Source organism: Candidatus Liberibacter africanus PTSAPSY (genome assembly GCF_001021085.1).
GTDB lineage: Bacteria > Pseudomonadota > Alphaproteobacteria > Rhizobiales > Rhizobiaceae > Liberibacter > Liberibacter africanus.
Genome location: NZ_CP004021.1, coordinates 884,613 through 907,520 on the forward strand (window position 1 = coordinate 884,613; position 22,908 = coordinate 907,520).

Genomic DNA, 22,908 nt, shown 5'->3' on the forward strand with positions numbered 1-22,908 from the left:
AAAATTTATTGAATAGGAGGAATCCCTGGTCTTCCTAAGTCATTGGGAGATAATGTGAAAATTTCGTATCCTTCTTTAGTAATGCCAATTGTATGCTCATATTGTGCAGACAAAGATTGATCGCGTGTAACTGCAGTCCATCCATCGGAAAGTACCTTGACAGCAGATCCTCCTATATTGAGCATTGGTTCAATGGTAAATACCATTCCCTCTTGAATTTTTCCCTCAGAAGGAAAAGAAGGATTATAGAAATGTAGGATTTCTGGTTTTTCGTGAAAACACTTTCCTATGCCATGTCCGCAAAAAATTTCCACAACAGAGTAGTTTTGACTACGGGCATATTTTTGTATCGCTTTTCCGATCTCTTCTATGTTGTCATTTAATTTAATTGCAGCGATTCCTTTATAAAGTGATTCATATGTAACTTGAAGTAGTCTTTCTGCTGCTCTTTTGATTTTTCCTACTGGATACATACGGCTACTGTCACCATGCCAACCATTGAGAATATAAGTAACATCGACATTAACAATATCTCCCTCACGTAGTGGTTTATTAGAAGGTATGCCATGGCACACAACATGATTGATGGACGTACAACATGATTTTCTATAACCGCGATAATTGAGAGTCGCAGGGATCGCATTATTTTGCATTCCAAATTTCAAGACGAAATCATTGATTTGATCAGTTGTTGTTCCTGTTTTTATAATAGATGTTAATGAATCAAGACAACGAGCAACTAATTTACATGCGTTTCGTATACCCTGAAGCTCTTCTGGAGTATAAATGTTGATGAGTTTCGGTTTTCTAAATGAAGAAGGTAGCATAACTTTTGTTGTCCATTAGAAAAGATTGACAAATATTGTTCTACACGAAATTTAGCACATAGTACATTATCATTTTTAGATGTCATGGATATTTTATTATTTAACATTGCTATTTATAGTTATATAACAAACATAGCGCAACCTTGCTGTGCATATTTCGCCAATATCCATAAAATTTTGTGTATCATAAAAGGCATTAATTTCTTTTTAAAGAAAAAATATTAATATTAATACATATATTATATATACCGATAACATGTTTATACAAAAAATTAATTAATTAATTAATTAATTTTTATGCTAGCAATTCGCTGATACTTTATTTGTTAATACTTTGATAATAGCGATAATAAATCATCATTTTAATTTTTAAAAAGTAAATACGATTTTTTGCACATCATTTATAGCAATCTGGTATTCATATATCGTGATGAATTTTATTCTGAGATATTGTCAGATTCGTTCTGTTATAGAAAGCAATTGTATTATAAATCAAATCATAAAAGACAAAAAAATTATGGTGTATTTTAAAAATTAAGGGAAATATTTATGTTTATTTTGACAAATATTTCTATAAATCATTGATTTTATGGGAATAATTGTATTGTATCTTTTAAAAAATAAAAGGAAGAACAGTATGAATCCTTTGCTAATAGACAATAAAAATATTTAGTTATAATAAATTATTATGGTGACTTTCTAGTAATTTGAAGAATTTTGCTTTAGAATAAATGGTATTGAATGGACAGATCTATTCATATGAATCATCATTTTTTTGAAATGTTTTGTAGGGTATTCATTGAAGGATTATAGGTTATTTGAATGGCAGATGTTTTAAAAATTGGTGTTGCAGGACTTGGAACAGTAGGATCTGCTTTGATTCGGAATATTCAAGAACGAGAAGAAATATTAAAAGATACCAATCAATGTTCATTTGTTGTTTCTGCTGTAAGTGCTCGTGATAAAGATATTGATAGGGGTATAAATTTCCTCACAGCTGAGTGGTTCGACGATCCTTTGGAAATGGCCAGTAAGGCAGATATTGATGTCTTTGTTGAGCTTATTGGCGGGGAAGGGCATCCTGCTTATGATTCGGTGAATATTGCTTTAATGCGAGGATGTCATGTAGTTACGGCTAATAAGGCCTTGATAGCTCGTTATGGGAATGATTTATCTCTATTAGCGCAAAAAAACAAAACAACTCTCAATTTTGAAGCTTCTGTAGCTGGGGGCATACCTATCATTAAGGTTTTAAAAGATTCTATTGAGTATGATGAGGTTACTCGTATTTATGGTATTATGAATGGGACGTGTAATTATATTCTTTCTCATATGCACAATTCAGGGATGTCTTTTCAAGATTGTTTAGAAGAAGCTAAAAGATGTGGTTATGCTGAAGATAATTCGGAGTTTGATATCAATGGGATAGATTCCACTCAGAAAATTGCCATTTTATCTTCAATAGCTTTTGGTACAAATACATCTGTTGATGGGGTATACTGTGAAGGTATTTCTAATATTACTCTTGAAGATATTAGAAGTGCGGAGGATTTTGGTTACCGTATTAAACTTTTAGCAATGGCTCAGCGTAAAGGCAAAGAAGTCATACGATATGTTTATCCTGTTCTATTAAAATATGATTCCACTATGGCTTTAGTAGGTAGTATAAATAACGCAGTGATTATTGAAACAGGTAGATTGGGTAAATTAACAATGATCGGTCCTGGCGCTGGTGGAAATCCCACAGCTTCTGCTGTGCTGGGGGATATTTGTAATATTGCTAAAATGAATACAGACATGCCGTTGTTATATTCGGGGAAAAGTTCTACTTTTAGTGCTATTCACTGTGATAATGTTTATGAACAAGAAAGAGAATATTTTATTCGTTTAAAAATATGCAATTTGGAAGGTATTTTAGATAAAATAACTTCTCAAATGTCTGATTTTAATATTCCATTGCGGTTATTTAATTGTTCGCATCAAGAAGAAAATTCTCAAGAATGTTCTGTGTTTATGGTAACACATAAGGTATCGGGTACATTTATTTATGATGCCATTAAATGCTTCAATAGTAAGAGTGATGCTATCAAGTATTTTCGTGTGATGTGTATTGAAAATCTTTAGGAAAGAAGCATAATATCATGGGAAAATACATGGGATTTTAACAATATTTGAAAATATCCTTTTCGAAGAATGAATATTTTTATTATGAATATAAAAGAAGATTTCATTTTATTGAGAAGAGCTGTTTTAGATTGATAGTTGCGATACGGCAATCGTTTAATTTTTTTTCTGGATATCGCATGGTATTGAGGATATTTCATTTCAACCAACGAATGTGAAAAATTCAATGTTTATCATTCATTTGATAGCTGTTATTCTGAATACATAGCAAAAAGATGCGACAGTACAGTGAATGAGTGGCATAGTAAGTTTATGACTGGAGATAATCAAAAAAAACAGGTAGGGAACAAGTGTTTTTTAGCTGTTTTTAGTATAATCAATCAACAAAAAGCCCATTTTTGGAAAAGGCAACAAAATTAAGAGAAAATTCGAGAATTTGTGGTAGGAGTATCGATCTTTTCTATAATTAGTCGAATCCTTTTTCGATCTCATCTTATAGAGAATCTTTGTTATCTTTTAATGTACTAGGAATCATTTTTGACTCGTTTGTTTTACCATTTTATATTATTGGATTTTATTATTCAGTTTTGTATTTTCTGTTTTGTTTTATCTTTTAGTTTTATTCTTTAATTATTTTTTTGATTTGTTCTTTATGTTCGTTATTTCATTATGGAAGCGTTGTTATTTGTCTTTTTTAGGCGTTTTACAAGAGGTTAATCCTAAGACTGTAATTACAGCAAGTAAGATAATCAGTTTTGTGGTATTTGCATAGTTTAACTTCCAATATACTGAAATAAACAAATGCTTGTAATTACATAAAGATATTCGCGTATTTAAATAAATGTTTAAAAGGTGTTGGTGGTTGTAAAATATTTAAATATGTTACAAATTTGGTATGAAAGATACGGAGTTTAACTATCAAAAAATTATATGATAATCGCTCCCTTTGATTGGAGATTAGGATTTTTATTTACTTATAATGTTATATAGATAATTTATAGGATTTTTTATTGTAATTATAGGGAATAATCATGAATGATCAGGCTTTTTTAGGAGTGGACTGTTCTATTTCTGGATTTCGATGGGTATCTTTATTGGGACAAGAAGAAATCAATCGTGCTCTTGCTATTACTCAAAAACATCAAATTCCTGATCTTGTTGCTCGTGTTTTAGTTGGTCGGAATATTTCCATTGATTGTGCCAAAGATTTTTTAAATCCATCTATTCGCATGCTTATGCCTGATCCCTTAATTTTAACTGATTGTGATAAAGCGGCCCGTAGGATTGTTCAGGCAATTTATAATTCTGAAAAGATTGTTGTTTTTGGTGATTACGATGTAGATGGCGCTACGTCGGTAGCGTTAATGATGCGATTTTTTTCATATTATGGCGTTAATCCTGACATGTATATCCCAGATCGTATTACAGATGGATATGGGCCTAATCCTGCTCTTATGGAAAAGTTCATAGATGAGGGGGCGAAATTGATTATTACAGTAGATTGTGGTTCCACAAGTCATGATGCTTTGCAATGTGCTGCTAATAAAGGGATTGATGTGGTAGTTATCGATCATCATCAAATGAAAAATGAAGAAATTCCTGCTTATGCATTGGTGAATCCCAATCGTTCAGACGATTTATCGGGACAAGGTCATTTATGTGCTGCTGGTGTTGTTTTCCTTGTTTTAGTTGCGATTTGTCGTATGTTACGACAAGACAATAAAGTTAATATAAAACATTTTGATCTATTGTCTGTATTAGATCTTGTAGCTCTTGCCACTATATGTGACGTTGTTCCTTTAGTAGGATTAAATAGAGCTTATGTTCTTAAAGGATTGATGATTGCACGTAGTCAAGGTAATCCAGGGTTAAAATCCTTAATTGAACGAGTTAATATTTCTTCTCCGATAACATCTGAGAGTTTAGGATATACGATAGGTCCATGTATTAATGCTGGGGGGCGTATAGGAGATTCTAACCTTGGAAGTCGTTTACTGATTTCGGATGATTTGCAAGAACTTGAAGCGCTTGCTATGAAATTAGATATTCTCAATCAGAATCGTCGTTTGATGGAATCTGCAATGTTGGAACAAGCGGAATCAGAGGTTTTAACTCAATATGAAGATATTAAAAAAGCTTCTATTATTGTGGTGGCAGGAGATAAATGGCATCCTGGGATTGTAGGATTGCTAGCTGCGCGTTTGAGAGAAAAGTTTGATCGACCTTCTTTCGCAATTTCTTTTGAAAGTGATGGAAAAGGGATTGGTTCAGGACGATCGATTGAGGGTTTTGATATTGGCAAAATGGTATTTCTTGCGGTTGAAAAAGGAATTTTATTAAAAGGTGGAGGGCATGCCATGGCCGCTGGTTTGACTGTTGAGCGCGCAAATTTTAATCGATTGCGTGATTTTTTTCAACAATTTGCACAGAATATAGTTCCTTCTTTAGTATCAACTCCAATTTTAAAGATAGATGGTGCTCTCAATGCTTCTGCTGCAAACATTGAACTCATTGATATGCTTGAATCAGCTGGGCCATATGGTGCAGGTAATCCACGTCCTGTTTTTGCATTTCCTTCTCATAAATTACGGAGTATTCGGGTGGTTAAATTAGATCACCTACAAATGACATTTGAATCACAAGATTCAGAGACTTTGCAAGGAATTGCTTTCCGTGTTTACGGCACTCCTTTAGGTGAATTTTTAATGAAATCTCAAGGTAATAGGATACATGTTATAGGGAACTTGTATCTTAATTATTGGAGAGGAAGTAAGCGCAGTCAGCTACGAGTATTAGACGCTTCTCCGATAGATAATAATCGTTTTCTTACGAAATAACTGAATTATTACTACTTTTAAATATTCACCTGTATTTTTGACCATCTGGTATATTGATAAATCGTGTACAATAGGTGGATTCAGAGGTTATAATCCATCACCTATAGTTATAGGTCTGAATTGCTGAGGTGTATTATTTGGCGCAAAATTAGCATTTATTGTTTTGTAGTATTTATACTGAGGATTTTTTCTCTTGTTTTGTTGAGTTATTGAATAGATAACAACTGCCTACAAGTAATAGTTGTTGATGTAGAGGATAAACTTAGTTTTTAGATATCAATATTTCCTATCAGAGACGCTACTATAATATTTTTCAGTATTGTGATGTAACATTGCACAGACAGTATTTAAGATTGTATAATCCGTTGCAATAATAATACATGTTTGTGCTCCTTTTTCTAAGGAATTATAAAGTGATATTTTCTTTTTGAGAAGAATAACAGGCTTCATTATCATTAGCTTCTTTTTTTAAACCTTTCATTTCGTTGATTGGCGTTTCTGTTTTTCTTCTTGTGTAGCAATCCCCATCATTCTTATTTCTGCAATTATTCGATTCATATCGGCTTTTCGTTCTTATATTCTGCTTTGATTTTCGCTCATTTGGTCTGCTACTATTTGTTCTGCTACTGCTATTCTGGCACGTTCTGTCACTCGTATGATTTCTTGCACTTCTCTATTGTGTTATTTATTTGTAACTTTTGCAAAAATAAGGGGTAGTGACAATCACGCTTGTGATAATACATAATGCAGCTATTCTTATATTTTCTCCTTAAAGTAAAAAATTATTTTACGTAATTTTTTAATAGTATATTAACTGTCTTTGATCGTTAAATAACTGTTTTGCTATTTTTAGAACAAATTCCTAAGATCAATTACATTGCTTATTTGTTCAAAAGGGTATGGATGATATCTCTTGTGTCAAATGTTATATTTTATTTTTCAAATATTATTATTTTACTATTAGTTCCGTTACACAATGTGTGAACTGCGATTTGTATATGTTAAAAAGGTGACATGAGAAAAATATAGAGGCTTTTCTATTAACCAACACATAAAAAACGACGATCAAATAGATATTTTCTCCCATGTATCAAAAACAAATGGGATAACTGTTTTCTTATTTATCAAGCATTTAACAGTATTTTATCACTATTAATTAACTCAGTTAAAATTTTTGAACGAACTGGAATAAAAGTGATTGTTGCAAAGCTATATAAAAACGGGGATTAATCATCGATGCTAGCTGTGCTTTTGAGAAGGTAAGATCGATTTTTTCAATAAGTATAGTAAGGACAATAACTAAAATTTTTATTGGTACGCCCTAGGGGAATCGAACCCCTCTTTCCAGAATGAAAATCTGACGTCCTAACCGATAGACGAAGGGCGCATAATCTTAAATCACGTTCGCAAGAATAAAATACGCTATAGAGAACCTCTTATATATTCAAAAAATAATAAAAACACAAGAATTCTCTCGTACTTTTTGAGTGTTTATCCGTATTTTATAAATAAATAGCAACGTTGGCTTTGTTAATTGTGGAAAATTTTTTATAATCAAAAAGTTATCAATAACAATGATAGCCTTTAAAAGATAAATTTTTCACATTAAGGAAGAAACTAGATCATTTATTAAAGAATAATCAATAATTTTGCGTATTGTGTTCGGACTTGTTATTTGATTTTTCGAACAAACATTAGAGTCGATACGGTTACCCAGTAGAATGCTACTGTTGCAAAACATTATTTTTGAACAACGTCTCTTCTTACGGATTCTTTAATAATAGAAAAAAGATTAAATCAAATGGTTTATGCAAACGTAATGGCAAAACATAATTTTGGTATTTTAATCATTTTAATCTTATTGTTAATCGAGACCTTTTTAATCAAAAAATTTTATTTATTCAATTGATAATCCAGCAAAACGTTTTTTGAATTTTGATACCTGTCCTCCGCGATCGGTTATTTTTTGTTTTCCACCAATCCAAGCGGAATGTGATAAAGGATCAATCTCAAGTTTCATGACAGCTCCTTCTGATTTCCAGGTAGAGCGAGTTTTATATTGTGTTCCATCAGTCATGACTACTGTAATGAAATGAGTTTCTGGATGAATATTTTTCTTCACGTTTTTCTCCTAAAATTAATGGTTTGAAGCTTAATAGACCACAGATGATATAGGTTTAAATATTATTAACAATCTTTATTTAATGCAACACATATGATATGAAAATTAATATAGCATAACATGAAATATAACGGTAGTGGTCTATTGACATAATATGACAAATAAAACTGCACATGATAATCCCAACGAGACCATTTCATTATTTAAGTTTCAAATATTGTATCTTAAACGTTGTTTGTGGTTTCTGATAGGAAAATTATTTGCACTTTTCCTTTATTCAGGAATTACTTTGTTTTTTCCTATAATAACCGCTACTCTTTTGAAAGAAAGAGGCGTTGATTCGCATCATTGGATTGTGTTTATAAGCTTGCTTTTTCTTTTGGCTATTGCAAGTTCTCTGCGATATTATTGCGCCACAATGCTTGGCGAACGAATAATTTTATTTATGCAAAGAGATGTTGTTGCAAAGATTATAAAATGCCCTCCTTCTTTTTTCAACGCGAGGAGCCATGGAGAACTTTTTTCTACGTTAGTTAAGGATGCAGAGAGGATTAAAACTACGATAGGAATCAGCATGTCAATTATATTGCGTAATTTGCTGACATGTATTGGTTCTATCTATATGATGTTTATCATTAGCAGAGATTTTTTTTTAGTCGTGATAGGCCTAATATGCACTATAGCATTTTTTTTTACGATAATTTTTAGAGTTCGACGCAAAAAAGGGAGTGCCCTTTATATTGAGGAAAAGAAGTTGCTCAATATTTTTTCTGATATGATCAAGTCTGTAATGGTTTTGCAGGCTTTTAATGCAGGGAAAAATGCCATACATCGTTATGATGTGCAATCTCAAAAGACATATCAAGGTTTGTTAAATTCTTTATTACTTCGCACAATTATAACATGTTGTGTGATTTTTGCTCTATCTTTTGGCATTTATATTGTATTTTTATTGGGATCTCATCATGTAAATATTGATAGGATATCAGGAGAAAATTTAGCTAAATTTTTGTTTTATGCGATGATTTTTTTAGGAACAATAAGATCTTGTTCGGGATTTGTTGGAGAAATATTACAAGCAATCGCTTCATTAAGGAGATTTCGTGATTTGATAGTGTGCAAATTGGATGTTGTATCTCCAATTCCATATAGGAGGTTTCCCTCTACGGCATTAGGGAATATTTCTTTCTGCAATGTTTCTTTCTCCTATCCTGAAAAATCAAAAAGGTCTGTCTTAAAAAACATTAATTTTACAGTATTACCAGGTGAAACAGTAGCATTAATGGGAGATTCTGGCGCTGGTAAAACAAGTATTTTTTCTTTGATATTGCGTTTTTACGATCCTTGCTCAGGATTTATACAGATGGAAGGTATTGATCTTAGGTGTCTATCATTAGAAGAAATTCGTCGATGTATTGCATGGGTGCCACAAAATCCTACAATCATCACTGCGTCTGTACATGATAATATCGCCATAGGTTACCCCAATGCAACGCGTGAAGCAGTAAAAAATGCAGCTATTGATGCTCAGGCGCATGAATTTATTAGTAATCTTGATAAAGGATATGACACAATTTTAGGAAGTGATGCTGTGCATTTATCTGCTGGTCAAATTCAACGTATTGCTATCGCGCGTGCTATTTTAAAAGATGCTTCAATTTTGTTGTTGGATGAAATGGGGTCGGCATTAGATATTGAAAATGAAAATAAAATATGGAAGGTATTGCGTGAAAAGAGAAAGGGGCGTACTACAATCTTTGCATCCCACCGATTGTCTCTTGTTCAGGATACAGATGTTGTTTTTGTGTTGCACAATAATATGATTGTAGAAATGGGACGGCATGCAGAACTTATCAAGGATTCTTATTTATATTCTCGTTATCGTTTCTTTATGTCAAAATAGTATTGTTGAATCGTATTTAAATTAAGAGATTGATGACAGTTAAGGTAATTTGTTTTCCAATGAAAAATGATATAGAAAACACTTGTTTTATGAGGTATTTCCTATTTGTCTTGCCAAGCAGGAAATAGGGTACTACCTCTTTTTAGAATGATTGTCTTTTTGAAAAGATAAAAGCGAGATGATTGGGATTATAAAGTAAGGGATAAATATTGTGGATAAGAGTAAGGCATTAGAGGCGGCGCTGTCACAAATACAACGGGTATATGGAAAAGGATCTATAATGCAACTCGGCTCTCAAAATAGCGTTTTTGAGGGGTTAGAAGTTGTTTCTAGTGGATCTTTAGGGTTGGATATTGCCTTAGGGATTGGTGGTTTCCCCAAAGGGCGTATTGTTGAAATTTATGGTCCAGAAAGTTCTGGAAAGACAACTTTAGCGCTCCATACTATTGCACAGTCTCAAAAAACAGGGGGAACATGTGCTTTCGTGGATGCAGAGCATGCTCTGGATTCTATTTATGCAAGAAAATTAGGCGTTGATTTAAAGAATTTGCTCGCTTCTCAACCAGATACAGGTGAGCAAGCATTGGAAATAACAGATATGCTAGTACGATCGGGAGCAGTAGACATTATTGTTATAGATTCCGTTGCTGCTTTGACTCCGCGTGCTGAAATTGAAGGGGATATGGGTGAAAGTTTGCCAGGAATGCAGGCGCGTTTAATGAGTCAGGCGCTCCGCAAGCTTACTGCATCAATTTCTCGTTCCAAATGTATTCTTATTTTTATTAATCAAATGAGAATGAAGATAGGAGTTATGTTTGGATCTCCTGAAACGACTACCGGTGGAAATGCTCTTAAATTTTACTCTTCTATCCGTTTAGATATTCGTCGTGTTGGTGCTATTAAGGATAAAGATGTGATTGTTGGCAACCAAACTCGGATAAAAGTAGTCAAAAATAAAATGGCCTCTCCATTCAAGCAAGTAGATTGTGATATCATGTATGGAGAAGGAATTTCTCGTTTTGGTGAATTGATTGATTTAGGTGTCAAAGCATCTATTGTTGAAAAATCAGGAGCTTGGTTTTCTTTTCATGGACAACGTTTAGGGCAAGGGCGAGAAAACTCTAAAATATTTTTACGAGAACATAGTGAGATCGCAGATACTATAGAGGGTTTATTACGTCAAAATGCTGGATTAGTTGCGGAAAGCCTTTTACAGGAACCTGCGATTAATACGAAAGACGATTCCGATATTATTGAATAAATCAATAAATTTCCCTTGTATTACTATTTAGTATAAGTTGTATAAAACGTTTTTATTGCGCAATAAATATTAAAGGCTGTTGCTATGAGCGATTTGAAGAGTATTCGGACGACATTTCTTGGATTTTTTCAAAAAAATGGACATAAAATATTACCTTCGTCTTCACTTATTCCGCACAATGATCCGACGTTGATGTTTACAAATTCTGGTATGGTTCAATTCAAAAATATTTTTACCGGCCAAGAAAAACCTATGTATAAAATGGCAACAACAGTGCAAAAATGTGTTCGTGCTGGCGGTAAGCACAACGATCTTGAAAACGTTGGGCGTACTACTCGTCACCATACTTTTTTTGAAATGTTAGGAAATTTTTCTTTTGGTGACTATTTTAAAGAAAAGGCTATTCAACTTGCTTGGGAGTTATTGACTAAAGAATTCAATATTGATCAGCGTCGACTTTATATAACGGTTTATAATGAAGATGAAGATGCCTTTAAACTTTGGAAAAAAATTTCTGGTTTATCCTCGGATAAAATTATTCCGATTACTACTAATGATAATTTTTGGTCAATGGCGGATACTGGTCCTTGCGGTCCTTGTTCGGAAATTTTTTTTGATCAGGGGGACTGTGTTCCGGGAGGATTGCCAGGATCTTCTGAAGAAGGGGATCGCTATCTTGAGATATGGAATCTCGTTTTTATGCAATTCGAACAGAAAAACAATAAAGAACGTTGTACATTACCCAGTATGTCCGTAGATACTGGGATGGGATTAGAGCGGATGTCAGCTGTTTTACAGGGGAAAATTGATAATTACGATATAGATTTGTTTAAAAATCTCATTAATGCGTCTGAACAAGTGACAGGAGTGAAATATGAAGGAGATAATATAGTTAATCATCGTGTTATCGTAGATCATCTTCGTTCATCTTCTTTTCTTATTGCAGACGGTATATTGCCTTCAAATGAAGGGCGTGGATATGTATTACGGCGTATTATGCGTCGTGCTATGTGCTACGCTCGGTTATTAGGTTATATGGAACCTTTGATGGTGCACCTTTTCACTGTCCTTTGTTCGGAGATGGGAAGTGCATATCCTGAATTAATTCAAGCGCAGTCATTGATTGAAGAAACGATGAGGTTAGAAGATCGCCGATTTAGTAAAACATTGAATCGGGGACTTACTCTACTTGACGAAGTGTCATATAATCTAGGGAAAAATGAGATTTTAGATGGTAGTGTTGCTTTTAAACTATATGATACTCATGGACTTCCTTTAGATATTATGCAGGATATTTTATGGGTGCGGGGTTTAGGAGGCGTGGATATGCTTTCATTTAATCAGGCTTTAGAAGAACAAAGATCGAAAGCGCGGGCACATTCTTTGGGTTTAGGGGCAGGGATAACAGAAAAATTATGGTTCTCTCTCAAGGAAAAATGTGGTGCTACGCAGTTTGTAGGATATGATTTGCTTCGTGGCTCTAAATTGATGAGAGAAAATGAGAAAATAAGTGAACTCTCATGCCAAAAACTTCTAATAGATCTTACCCAAGGTTTCCCATCTATAGTTAAAGCTATTGTACAGCAAGATAAGATAGTAAAGGAAGTATTCGAGGGACAAGAAGCTGAAATAATCTTTGAGCAAACTCCTTTTTATGCCGAATCTGGTGGTCAAATAGGGGATACAGGTTTTGTTGTTGGGGAAGGGGTTCGTCTTCAAATTACGGATGTACAAAAAAAAGCAGAAGGAATATTTGTACATTATGCGCGTGTTGAATCTGGCATATTACGAACAGATATGCCGGTTGTTCTTACAATTGACTACCAAAAGCGACGTCAGATTAGTATTAATCATTCGGCAACACATCTATTGCACCATGCATTATGTACGGTTCTTGGTTCTCATGTTTCTCAAAGCGGATCGTGTATTACTCCCGAAGGATTGCGTTTTGATATAACACATTCAGAGCCGATTACTAGTGCAGAGATCAGATCCATCGAGGATAATGTCAATGATGTTATCGCACAAAACCTTCCTATTATCACGAGAATAATGAATATAGATGATGCAATAGCATCTGGAGCTTCTTCTTTATTAGGCAAAAAGTACAGCAATCAAGTAAGAGTAGTTTCTGTCGAATATGGTAATGGTAAATTGCATTCTTCTGCATTATGTGGAGGTACTCATGTTTCTTCTACAGGAGAAATTATGCTCTTTCATATTGTTTCTGAAAGCTCTATTCGTGCGGGTGTCCGTCGTATTGAAGTTATTACTGGACAAAGAGCGCGATCTCATCTTATTGCGCAAGATGAAAAAGTAAGATTACTGTCTTCTTTCCTTAAGGTATCACAGAACAACGTTATCGGACGCGTAGAGGAAATATGGGAGGAACGCCGTAAGTTGCAACAGATTAATGCTAAACGTAAATTACAAGTAAATATTGAGGACTTATCTTGTCATAATATTATGGATGTTAATTTTATGAGCCATGTTGTTTCTGACATGGAATCTAAAGAACTTAAGGGTTTAGTTGATATACTGCAAAAGAAGATCAAGTCTGGAATCATCATGATTGTTGGTATTTCTAAAGAGCAAAAAGCTTCTGTTGTGATTGCAGTGACGAAAGATTTGCTTGATCGTTTTGATGCTGTTGTTCTTGCTCGTTTGTCTGCAAAAGTACTAGGTGGTAGCGGAGGAGGAGGGCGTCCTCATATGGCTCAATCTGGTGGGCCAGATGGAAGCAAAGTAGATCAAGCTATTGCAAGCGTAGTATCTTTTTTGAAAAAGTAGAAAATAATTGATAGTCTATAGGCTTTTTTGGTATTCACGTATCATGGATATTTAGAAAAAAGTAAATATCCTGAAGCAGGAATTTTGGTTATCAACATAGCACTTTTGCAGATATCGGTCGTCATTTTTTCAGCATAACCATGAATCATGGTTATGCTTTTAGTTTTATTACACGCAATTTAAATTGCATGTTGTTATTCTATTAATGAGGATAAATCATTTTTTCGGGTTTAACGATGACATCATATTCTTCAGCAGAAATTAATCCACTCCTCACGGCTTCTTCTTTAAGTGTGCTACCATTGCAATGAGCTTTTTTGGCAATCATACTTGCATTATCATATCCTATTTTAGCTGTTAAAGCTGTTACAAGCATCAAAGATCTATTTAAAGAAAGCTTAATATTATCTGTTCTTGCTTGGATGCCTATTATGCAGTTATTAGTAAATGATTCAACAGAATCGCTCAATAGCTGTATAGATTGCAAAATGTTATAAGCAATCATTGGTTTATAAACATTAAGCTCAAAATGTCCTTGGCTATTGGCAAAAGTAATGGCTGCATGATTTCCAAAAATATGCGCACAAACTTGTGTTATTGCTTCGCACTGAGTTGGGTTAACTTTCCCTGGCATGATAGAAGATCCCGGTTCATTTTCGGGTAATGTCAGTTCCCCTAGTCCAGAACGTGGTCCAGATCCTAAAAAACGAATATCATTGGCTATTTTAAAGAGAGACGAAGAAGTTGAATTGATTGCTCCATGACAAAAAGTAATAGCATCGTGGGAAGCGAGTGCTTCAAATTTATTAGGAGAGGTGACAAACGGTAACCCTGTAATATCTCTTATATTGTTAGCAATTTTTTCGGCAAATCCTACAGGGGAATTAAGTCCGGTTCCAACAGCTGTTCCACCTTGAGCTAGCTCATAGAGACCATTTAAAGTTATTTCTATGCGTTTGATAGAGTTTTTAACTTGTGTTGCATATCCTGAAAATTCTTGTCCTAGAGTTAAGGGGGTAGCGTCTTGGGTATGAGTACGTCCGATTTTTATAATATCTTGAAAATCATTTATTTTTTTTGTGAGAGCTTGATGTAGGTTGCGAAGGGTTGGTAGTAGACGGTGGACTATGCGTTCTGCGCAAGCTATGTGCATTGCCGTTGGGTAAGTGTCATTGGAAGATTGGCATAAATTGACATGGTCATTAGGATGAACGGGATCTTTTGATCCTATAACTCCGCCTAGTATTTCTATTGCACGATTAGATATTACTTCGTTAACATTCATATTTGACTGTGTACCAGATCCTGTTTGCCAAACAACCAAGGGGAAATGGTCATCTAACTTGCCGGTAATTACTTCTTCTGATGCCTCTATAATTGCTTTACCAATTCGTGGATCGATCTTGTCTAATTCTATATTAACACGTGCTGCTGCTTGTTTTATAATTCCAAGAGCACGTATGATAATAAGAGGTTGTTTTTCTTCTCCAATCTTAAAATTTTCCAGAGAACGTTGTGCTTGGGCTCCCCAATAACGATCTTTTTGTACTTTAATGGTTCCAAAGCTATCTTGTTCATTACGGGTAGTATCGGTCATTGTTTTGTTCTTTCAATACTGTGAATATTATCGGGAAATGTTATGATCACAACAGGAAATTATGTGTTTTATATCATTTAAAACGAAAGAATTATATTCTTGAATGAATTTTATTGAAATTATTTGATTAGAAATCGATCTCTTTATTTCATATAGTATATAATTGTATAAACATTAGAAATGTCGCATGCTTTCTATTTTATTTTTTATTTTTTTTGCTTTGATCCACTCTTTTTTGTCGCATGCGTACATTTATTACCATATTTTTCCCTGAAGTAACTGAAAATTCTCGTGAATAAATTCTTTCCTTGTTTCGTGCAACGACGACATAATCCCCTTCTGATAGAATCATAGAAGGAGAAGCGTTGGAGCTTTCTCCAATTGTATCTCCGCTTGCTGTTAATATTGACCATGCAGTATCAGCAATAGCTTCTCCTCCTACTTCTGATACGAGTTTAAATGTTATTTTAGCAGCTCTATTTTCAATAATAACATCAATTACTTTTCCAGGTTCTACTTTAATAATTGTGCTAACTATTGCGTTATATTTTCCGTAATGAGAAGTAATTTGATAGTTGTTTGTTTCTAAGCGTATCAGTGTTCCAGAGTTTACTTTATCAGTAATCATCAATGGTTTGTTATTAGAATGTGAATAAATAGAAAACGTAAGTTCATCGTCTACAATTGGTAAGCCTGGTTTGTATATGCTATGTAAACGTATTCCTCCTGCATTGAATATGAATACTTGTTTTTGCTGTTTTTCTTTTGGACTAATGGTTATTTTTTTAACGACTCCAACGTGACCAAAAGAAGCGCTAATTAAATACTCTCCTGGGAAAAGGTCAAGGGATATTTTGCCACCGATAATTTTTTTGATCATTGTTAAAGTATTTTTTTTATTCGGAATAGCATCAAATACATGCCAAGAGATTCCACTGTTTATCGACGGACTATTATCAGTTAATCTTGCTTCACAGGTTATTTTTTGTGCATCGACTATTCGTTTTCCTTTTCCCTGTGATATATCGCTAGGTGATATAGATTGTGCATGCGCATCACTAGAATTTTCTGCGTGGGCATCATGTGATAAGAAAACGATTGTGCTAACAACCATGCTGATAAGATAATAAGGAAATTTATATGACTTCATTATGGTTTTAATTGGTTTCTAATTAGGCGGTTTTATGAAAAAATTTCTTGTTCAAACTAATATTCTCTTATCCGAGAAAATGACGTTCTGAGTCATCTATACATTCAGTAAAAAATATATTATTTTGCATCATTATATGGTTACGAGGTTGATATTTCTATAGGGTAATATTTATTATTTTTTTGAATGAAAATAAATATAAAAATTTATTTTCCATGTGATTAAATGTTTTTTGTTATTATTATGTGTTTTTAAATGAGGATATAGTATTTTTTTAGAAAGTATTCTTCATGCGCGGTATCCTTTGAAAAAAAGTATTATGGTTTAGGAAGGTATGTTACTTATGTGTTTTCATTATTATATTGGTGAATACATAATTCTTTCGGCATGTTGATTATAGTATCTGTTTTTGATAATTTTATACGGGTGTTTTTAGAGTGGATTTTTATTATAGCATATCTTCTATGGTGATTGATATTGTCAGGTCAAAAAGATGAATATATTTGATTCTCGTGCAATTTGTGGTGATTTTCCAGTAAGTATTTTTTTTATTTTTGTAGTGCTTTATACTATTGTTTGTGCGTCTATTATCGGAACTTGGAAATACGGCGTATATAAACGTCCCGCACTAGATATGATCGCTTCCATGATTTGTGGATTGCTAATGTCCCTTTTGATTATCCTATCTTTTATGATCATGCGCGACAGAAAATTGCCTGCACATACAAAATCTCTTATGCACAAAGAAGAAGAACACTAATTTTAATTGTTAGATAAGAACAGAAAATAGAAAAGAGACATATGAATGTCTAAATAAAAAACAAATCCTCTTGTAAAACAAGTTGAACAAGATTCTACTATAAAAAAATACCTAATACAACGATACTAAAATACGTTGTGAGAAACAGTTTACACATTACGGAAGAAACGATCTCATCCCTGTCTAACTTTAAAACGAGGATTAAGCTTGTTTATGATGTAAATCTTATTTTTACGACGTACAACTTTATTTGCACGATGACGCAATTTAAGCACTCGAAGGGAACTTCTGATCTTCACAATTGGCACTCCAGACATAAATAACAGATGGAGATACGTCTATCGTTTTTTTGTTTTTAAGTCAATACTTTCATCAAAATATGTTATTCGTTTTTGTTATGATAATAGAAAGTTTGAGACCGTATGTTTTGGATATATTTGTGTTACATGTCCCATTTTTCTTCCGGGAAGAGTTTTTGATTTTCCATAAATATGTACAAGACTAGAATTGCAGTTAAGCCATTTTTCATATTGCTCAATATCAGATCCGATAAGGTTATGCATCACGCAATTTGAATGTCTATCCGGATTGCCGAGAGGAAGATTGGTAATGCTGCGAATATGCTGTTCAAATTGTGAAGTAGTGCAACATGCTTCTGTCCAATGTCCCGAATTATGGACGCGAGGAGCCATTTCATTAGCAATAACTTTGCCATCTTCTGTGACAAAGAATTCTATACAAAGGATGCCAACATAATTTAGCTTTGTTAAAACTTTTTTCATTGCGCTGTATGCTAAGAAAGATGTTTTTTTGCTAATGGGAGAGGGTACTCTGGATTGGTGTAGTATGCCATCAATATGTGTATTTTGTATAGGGTCGTAGAAGCATATAGATCCATTTAATGCGCGGGCTGCAATAATTGATATTTCACAACTAAATGTTGCAAATCTTTCAAATATTAAAGGTACATTACCAAGAGAAGCGTATAGGTTTTTTGTAGAATCGTTTTCATTGTAGATTTGTTGCCCTTTGCCGTCATATCCCATGCGGCGCGTTTTCAATATGCCTTTTCCTTGAAATGCATTAAGAGTCTTTGTGAGAGATTCCTGTGAACTAATTTCGTAAAAATCTACTGTGGGAATTCCGGATTCTTGAAAAAATTGCTTTTCATACAAACGATCTTGAGAAATTTCAATTGCTTTAGAAGATGGGTATATTGGGAGAAGTGTAGAGAGATATGAGATTGATTTCGCAGGAATGTTTTCAGATTCATATGTTGCATAATCACAGAGGTTAGCAAATGTATTCAAGGCTTGGATGTCGTCATGTTGTGCGACGATTTGCCGAGTGGAAACTTGATTTGCAGGACAGTCAGCATTGGGATCTAAAATAACAATGCTAAATCCTAAGCGGGCAGCAGCCATAGAGAGCATTCGCGCTAATTGTCCCCCTCCAATAATGCCGATTGTTCTTTGATTCATGCTGAAATGTCCTTTGGATATTCAGAAACTGATTTCGTTTGTTGAGCACGCCAATCATTTAAACGTTCAGTCAGCTCTTCATCATTAAGTGCAAGAATTGCTATTGCCAGTAAAGCTGCATTGATTGCCCCAGGATGCCCAATAGCCATGGTGCCGACAGGCACTCCTGCAGGCATTTGAACAATTGATAGAAGACTGTCTATTCCGCCAAGTGCTTGTGATATGATTGGAACTCCTAAAACTGGAAGAGATGTCATAGATGCAATCATTCCAGGTAGATGTGCCGCTCCACCAGCTCCGGCAATCACTAATTTAAATCCTTCGAAATGGGCGTTTTTAGCAAATTCTACCAATCGATCGGGAGTGCGGTGTGCAGAAATAATGCGTGATTCATAATCAATGCCTAACGTGTCTAACATGTCGGCTGCATATTTCATGATTTTCCAATCAGATTGACTTCCCATGATAATGGCAATAGGTGGGGCTATTATATTCATAACTTGTTCCTTTATGCATGATGTTGTCAGGAATAACTTTCTTTGGGAACAAGTATGGGATACGTTTCATTGATAATTAAAGGTGTATGATTCATTTTGAAATCCTGGTTTTTTGTATTTTAGTAAAGAATATCTTCTATTCCATGTCTTTGAACATATGGATTTTTCGTATAATAATTGATGATATTAAAGTTACTTTATTGTGAAATTGAATACTTTGTGGCTCAAGATGTTTTGAAAATTTTGAATGTTTATGAATCTCAAACTTGTTCCTTTATAGATGGCACGACTTTTAATTACACTTCTGTTTTTGCGATAATTTTCAAAGAGATGTTGGTGTTGATTCAGTATCCTACTATGCTTGTTTGAAAGCTATTATGAAATCAAGTTTATTGATTATTGTCAATCACCCTTTTTTATTCGGTGACGATTCCTTTTATTTTAGTGATGTTAGAATAGTATGACATAATATGATAAATATAAATATTTATCCTTTTTTTATTCATTTAATATCCATCCATACGTTTTGCGTTGATAAGATGTTTTTATAATGAAGATGTTGGTAAGTCGTTGACTTTATTTATAGAAAAGATACGATAACCCCTCTGATGGTTTAGATTATCTCGAATACAAGTGCATTTTCAGTTGTCTACGCTTGTTTTTTAAATTAATTACACAGAAAAGAGATCCTCATATGTCGTATTCCGCCCTTCTTAATGTTATGGTAAGCGCCGTTTTAAAGGCTGGGAAATTACTATCACGCGATTTTGGTGAAGTTCAAAATTTGCAAGCTTCTTTAAAAGGTCCGCATGATTTTGTGACGAGATCTCGTTTAAAATGTCAAGAAATTATTTATCAGGAATTACTATGTGCTCGTCCTAAGTATGGTTTTTATAGTGGGGGGAAAGTATGTGATGGAGAGGATAATACTGCACGCTGGATTGTTGATCCGTTGAATGGTTTTACAAATTTTTTATATGCCATCCCACATTTCTGTGTTTCCATTGCTCTAGAGCGTAATCAAGAAATAGTCGCTAGCGTTGTTTTTAATCCCATTACAGATGAATTGTTCACAGCTGAACGTGGTGCTGGATCTTTTTTAAATGATCGTCGTATACGAGTTTCTTCTCGTAAAAACTTACCTCAGTCTATTGTTTGTTATAGCAGTTTACGTGTCGATGAAAAGCAAACAAGTGATTATTTCACACAATTATACCGTATTATGAATTATGTAGTCGGAACTCGTAGTTTTGGATCAGAAGCTCTTGACCTATCCTATATTGCTGCAGGTCGATTTGATGGTTTTTGGGGATATGGGCTTCCGATATGGTGTATTTCAGCTGGATTGCTTATTGTTCGCGAATCAGGGGGTTTTTCAACTGGTTTGTTAGGAGAAAATGTGGTCGCTAAAACCAAAGGTGTTGTTAGTGGTAATATGCATGTCCATAAAAAACTTTTGGATATCCTGAAATCCTAGATTTTAATGGCAAAATTTATATTATTTTGCCATGTTGATGGTGATATACTTAATATTAACACAACAGCTCTTAATAGTTCGGTTTTATCTAGAATATTGGGAGTGTGGATGATTAGGGCTGCTCCTGTCGTTATAAAATGCTATTATACTGTCTACAATTAAGCGCGATAGCGATAAGAGTGATGTATGGGATGGTTATATCTAGTTGGTAGCAAAAACAGCCGATACATCATATTCAATTGCAGGGATAATATTTTCTGATTGAAAGTCAAGATTCAATAAAATTCAGGGGATTAATTTTGACTCTGATATATGACGTTTAATGATTTACATTGTTCATGAGGATGTTCCGGGAATAATGAGTTTTATTGGTAATGTTTTATGATAATCTAACATCAATTTCATCTTGGGACTAGTAAGTCGAAAAGAAAAAGATATGTTTTCCTTTGTATAGATGGGTTTATTTCGGATTATGTTTTAGAAAAGTTATCGGGTAATATTGCGATTCGTTTTGTCAAACAATTTGAGTTTAATGTTGATTGATTTTCTATAAATATGCTAGATAAGGTTATAATTATCGTACGCGATAAAAATTGGGATGGTTATAAACTTGGGACACGATATTGAATAGCCTAGATTTGGATAAGAAGCCAAAATATGTGCGGGTTGTGGTGGCTATGTCCGGAGGAGTTGATTCTTCTGTTGTTGCCGCGCTTCTTAAGCGTGATGGATATAATGTGATTGGCGTTACCCTGCAACTATATAATGGAGGGGGGGGCTCTAAAAGAAAAGGTTCTTGTTGCGCTGGACAAGATATATATGATGCTCGTCGTGTTTGTGAATCCATTGATGTTCCACATTATGTTTTTGACTACGAAGAGCGTTTTCACAATGCAGTTATTGTCCCTTTTGCTACTTCATATGCTGACGGAGAAACGCCTTTACCATGTGTGAGTTGTAATCAAACTGTTAAATTTTCGGATCTTCTGTCTGTAACGCATCAATTAGGGGCAGATGTCTTGGCGACCGGTCATTATATACGCTCGCGTTTTCATGTTGGGAGTGATGGAAGGTCTCGTCGTATAATGTGTCGTCCAATAGATTCAGAGCGGGATCAAAGTTACTTCTTATTCGCTACTACTCAGCAACAGTTGCGTGATTTACGTTTTCCTCTTGGGGATATGAAAAAGGAATCTGTAAGAGATTTAGCGCGAGAGATGGGTTTAGAAGTGGCAGATAAATCTGACAGTCAGGATATATGCTTTGTTCAAAAGGGAAAATATTTTGACATAGTTAAAAGAATCAATGCTGATATTCCTATGGAAGGGGATATTGTGCATTTAAATGGGCAGGTTTTAGGGCGCCACAATGGGATTATAAATTACACTATAGGACAAAGACGTGGTCTTGGTGTGGCAACGGGTGATCCTCTTTTTGTCGTTCATTTGGACAAACATAATTCCCGGGTTATTGTTGGTCCGAAAGAAGCCTTAGAAGTTCATCGTATTTATTTGCGTGAAATAAATTGGTTAGGGGATGGTTTGTTTGAAAATGTTGTTGTGGATGGATTTCAGTGCTTTGTTAAAATTCGGTCTTCGCAGGATCCAGGTGCCGCTTTTGTGAAAAAAGATGATAATGGAGTATACGTTGAGTTCGAAAAAAGTGAATTGGGTGTTGCGCCTGGTCAAGCATGCGTATTTTACACGACAGATTCAAATGAAGCCCGTGTTTTAGGTGGGGGAATTATTAGTCGTTCTAAGCGATTAGATGAAGTAGAGGCGTCTTTGCTGTCTTTAGGATAAGGTTTTATTTAAAATAAAAGGTCAATTTTAGCTATAATAGTTTAATGTATAGTTCCATTACGTAGATTGCTATAGCCTACGGGTCGATTGTAATCACCTAGTTTGCATTACTTGTGGTATCTAATTTACCACATATAGCTGGAGTAACCGTAGTAATATTTTATTATTTAATTAGCGTTAAAATACTTTAAAATGGCATAATTTAGAGATAAATAAAACAAACTTTTTGTTTATTGCCAAATAAATAGCCATGTAATTTGGCGCTACGTTTATTGTTAAC

Annotated in this window: 15 protein-coding genes and 1 tRNA gene; 8 read left to right on the forward strand and 8 right to left on the reverse strand. The window is 34.2% G+C overall.

Annotated elements, in window-relative coordinates; translation table 11 throughout:
• Positions 1 to 5: 5 nt before the first annotated feature.
• Positions 6 to 827 (reverse strand): type I methionyl aminopeptidase, encoded by an 822-nt coding sequence (gene map, locus G293_RS04055; RefSeq protein ID WP_047264410.1) that lies wholly within the window; start codon positions 825 to 827, stop codon positions 6 to 8.
• Between the two features lie 822 nt (positions 828 to 1,649).
• On the opposite strand from map, the gene G293_RS04060 reads away from it, so the two are divergent.
• Positions 1,650 to 2,951 (forward strand): homoserine dehydrogenase, encoded by a 1,302-nt coding sequence (locus G293_RS04060; RefSeq protein WP_047264411.1) that lies wholly within the window; start codon positions 1,650 to 1,652, stop codon positions 2,949 to 2,951.
• Positions 2,952 to 3,982: 1,031 nt separating this feature from the next.
• A complete protein-coding gene (gene recJ, locus G293_RS04070) occupies positions 3,983 to 5,788 on the forward strand; it encodes a single-stranded-DNA-specific exonuclease RecJ (RefSeq protein WP_047264413.1) in 1,806 nt (601 codons plus the stop codon).
• A 1,312-nt stretch (positions 5,789 to 7,100) separates the two neighbouring features.
• Here the strand turns inward: recJ and G293_RS04075 are convergent.
• Positions 7,101 to 7,175, reverse strand: a tRNA-Glu gene (locus tag G293_RS04075).
• Between the two features lie 510 nt (positions 7,176 to 7,685).
• Positions 7,686 to 7,910, reverse strand: coding sequence for a 50S ribosomal protein L31 (gene rpmE / locus G293_RS04080; protein ID WP_047264414.1), 225 nt, complete (start codon positions 7,908 to 7,910; stop codon positions 7,686 to 7,688).
• Between the two features lie 154 nt (positions 7,911 to 8,064).
• Between rpmE and G293_RS04085 the strand changes: the two genes are divergently transcribed.
• From G293_RS04085 to alaS, 3 genes are all read left to right on the forward strand, one after another.
• Complete coding sequence (locus G293_RS04085) at positions 8,065 to 9,813, forward strand: ABC transporter ATP-binding protein (protein ID WP_083965955.1); 1,749 nt, start codon at positions 8,065 to 8,067, stop codon at positions 9,811 to 9,813.
• A gap of 211 nt (positions 9,814 to 10,024) precedes the next feature.
• Complete coding sequence (gene recA, locus G293_RS04090) at positions 10,025 to 11,074, forward strand: recombinase RecA (protein WP_047264415.1); 1,050 nt, start codon at positions 10,025 to 10,027, stop codon at positions 11,072 to 11,074.
• A gap of 84 nt (positions 11,075 to 11,158) precedes the next feature.
• The gene (gene alaS / locus G293_RS04095) at positions 11,159 to 13,864 is read left to right on the forward strand and encodes an alanine--tRNA ligase (protein ID WP_047264416.1); all 2,706 of its coding nucleotides are present in this window, start codon (positions 11,159 to 11,161) and stop codon (positions 13,862 to 13,864) included.
• A 202-nt stretch (positions 13,865 to 14,066) separates the two neighbouring features.
• On the opposite strand, the gene fumC is transcribed toward alaS, so the two are convergent.
• Complete coding sequence (fumC, locus tag G293_RS04100; protein WP_047264417.1) at positions 14,067 to 15,461, reverse strand: class II fumarate hydratase; 1,395 nt, start codon at positions 15,459 to 15,461, stop codon at positions 14,067 to 14,069.
• A gap of 199 nt (positions 15,462 to 15,660) precedes the next feature.
• Entirely contained in the window at positions 15,661 to 16,611 is a 951-nt protein-coding gene (locus G293_RS04105) for a hypothetical protein (RefSeq protein ID WP_047264418.1), read from the reverse strand.
• Between the two features lie 493 nt (positions 16,612 to 17,104).
• On the opposite strand from G293_RS04105, the gene G293_RS04110 reads away from it, so the two are divergent.
• Complete coding sequence (locus G293_RS04110) at positions 17,105 to 17,371, forward strand: hypothetical protein (protein ID WP_047264419.1); 267 nt, start codon at positions 17,105 to 17,107, stop codon at positions 17,369 to 17,371.
• 173 nt (positions 17,372 to 17,544) lie between these two features.
• Here the strand turns inward: G293_RS04110 and G293_RS05565 are convergent, their stop codons facing one another.
• The 3 genes from G293_RS05565 to purE form a co-directional block, all read right to left on the reverse strand.
• Complete coding sequence (locus tag G293_RS05565; protein ID WP_083965956.1) at positions 17,545 to 17,670, reverse strand: ribosomal protein bL36; 126 nt, start codon at positions 17,668 to 17,670, stop codon at positions 17,545 to 17,547.
• Between the two features lie 96 nt (positions 17,671 to 17,766).
• Positions 17,767 to 18,852 carry a 5-(carboxyamino)imidazole ribonucleotide synthase gene (locus tag G293_RS04115; protein ID WP_047264420.1) on the reverse strand — a complete coding sequence of 362 codons (1,086 nt, stop codon included), beginning with the start codon at positions 18,850 to 18,852 and terminating at the stop codon, positions 17,767 to 17,769.
• Complete coding sequence (gene purE / locus G293_RS04120) at positions 18,849 to 19,349, reverse strand: 5-(carboxyamino)imidazole ribonucleotide mutase (protein ID WP_047264421.1); 501 nt, start codon at positions 19,347 to 19,349, stop codon at positions 18,849 to 18,851. Before purE ends, G293_RS04115 begins: the two co-directional genes overlap by 4 nt.
• A 694-nt stretch (positions 19,350 to 20,043) precedes the next feature.
• On the opposite strand from purE, the gene G293_RS04130 reads away from it, so the two are divergent.
• Together G293_RS04130 and mnmA are read left to right on the forward strand one after the other, a co-directional pair.
• Positions 20,044 to 20,826, forward strand: coding sequence for an inositol monophosphatase family protein (locus G293_RS04130; RefSeq protein WP_047264423.1), 783 nt, complete (start codon positions 20,044 to 20,046; stop codon positions 20,824 to 20,826).
• Between the two features lie 623 nt (positions 20,827 to 21,449).
• Positions 21,450 to 22,628 (forward strand): tRNA 2-thiouridine(34) synthase MnmA, encoded by a 1,179-nt coding sequence (gene mnmA, locus G293_RS04135; protein WP_047264424.1) that lies wholly within the window; start codon positions 21,450 to 21,452, stop codon positions 22,626 to 22,628.
• The last annotated feature ends 280 nt before the right edge of the window (positions 22,629 to 22,908 follow it).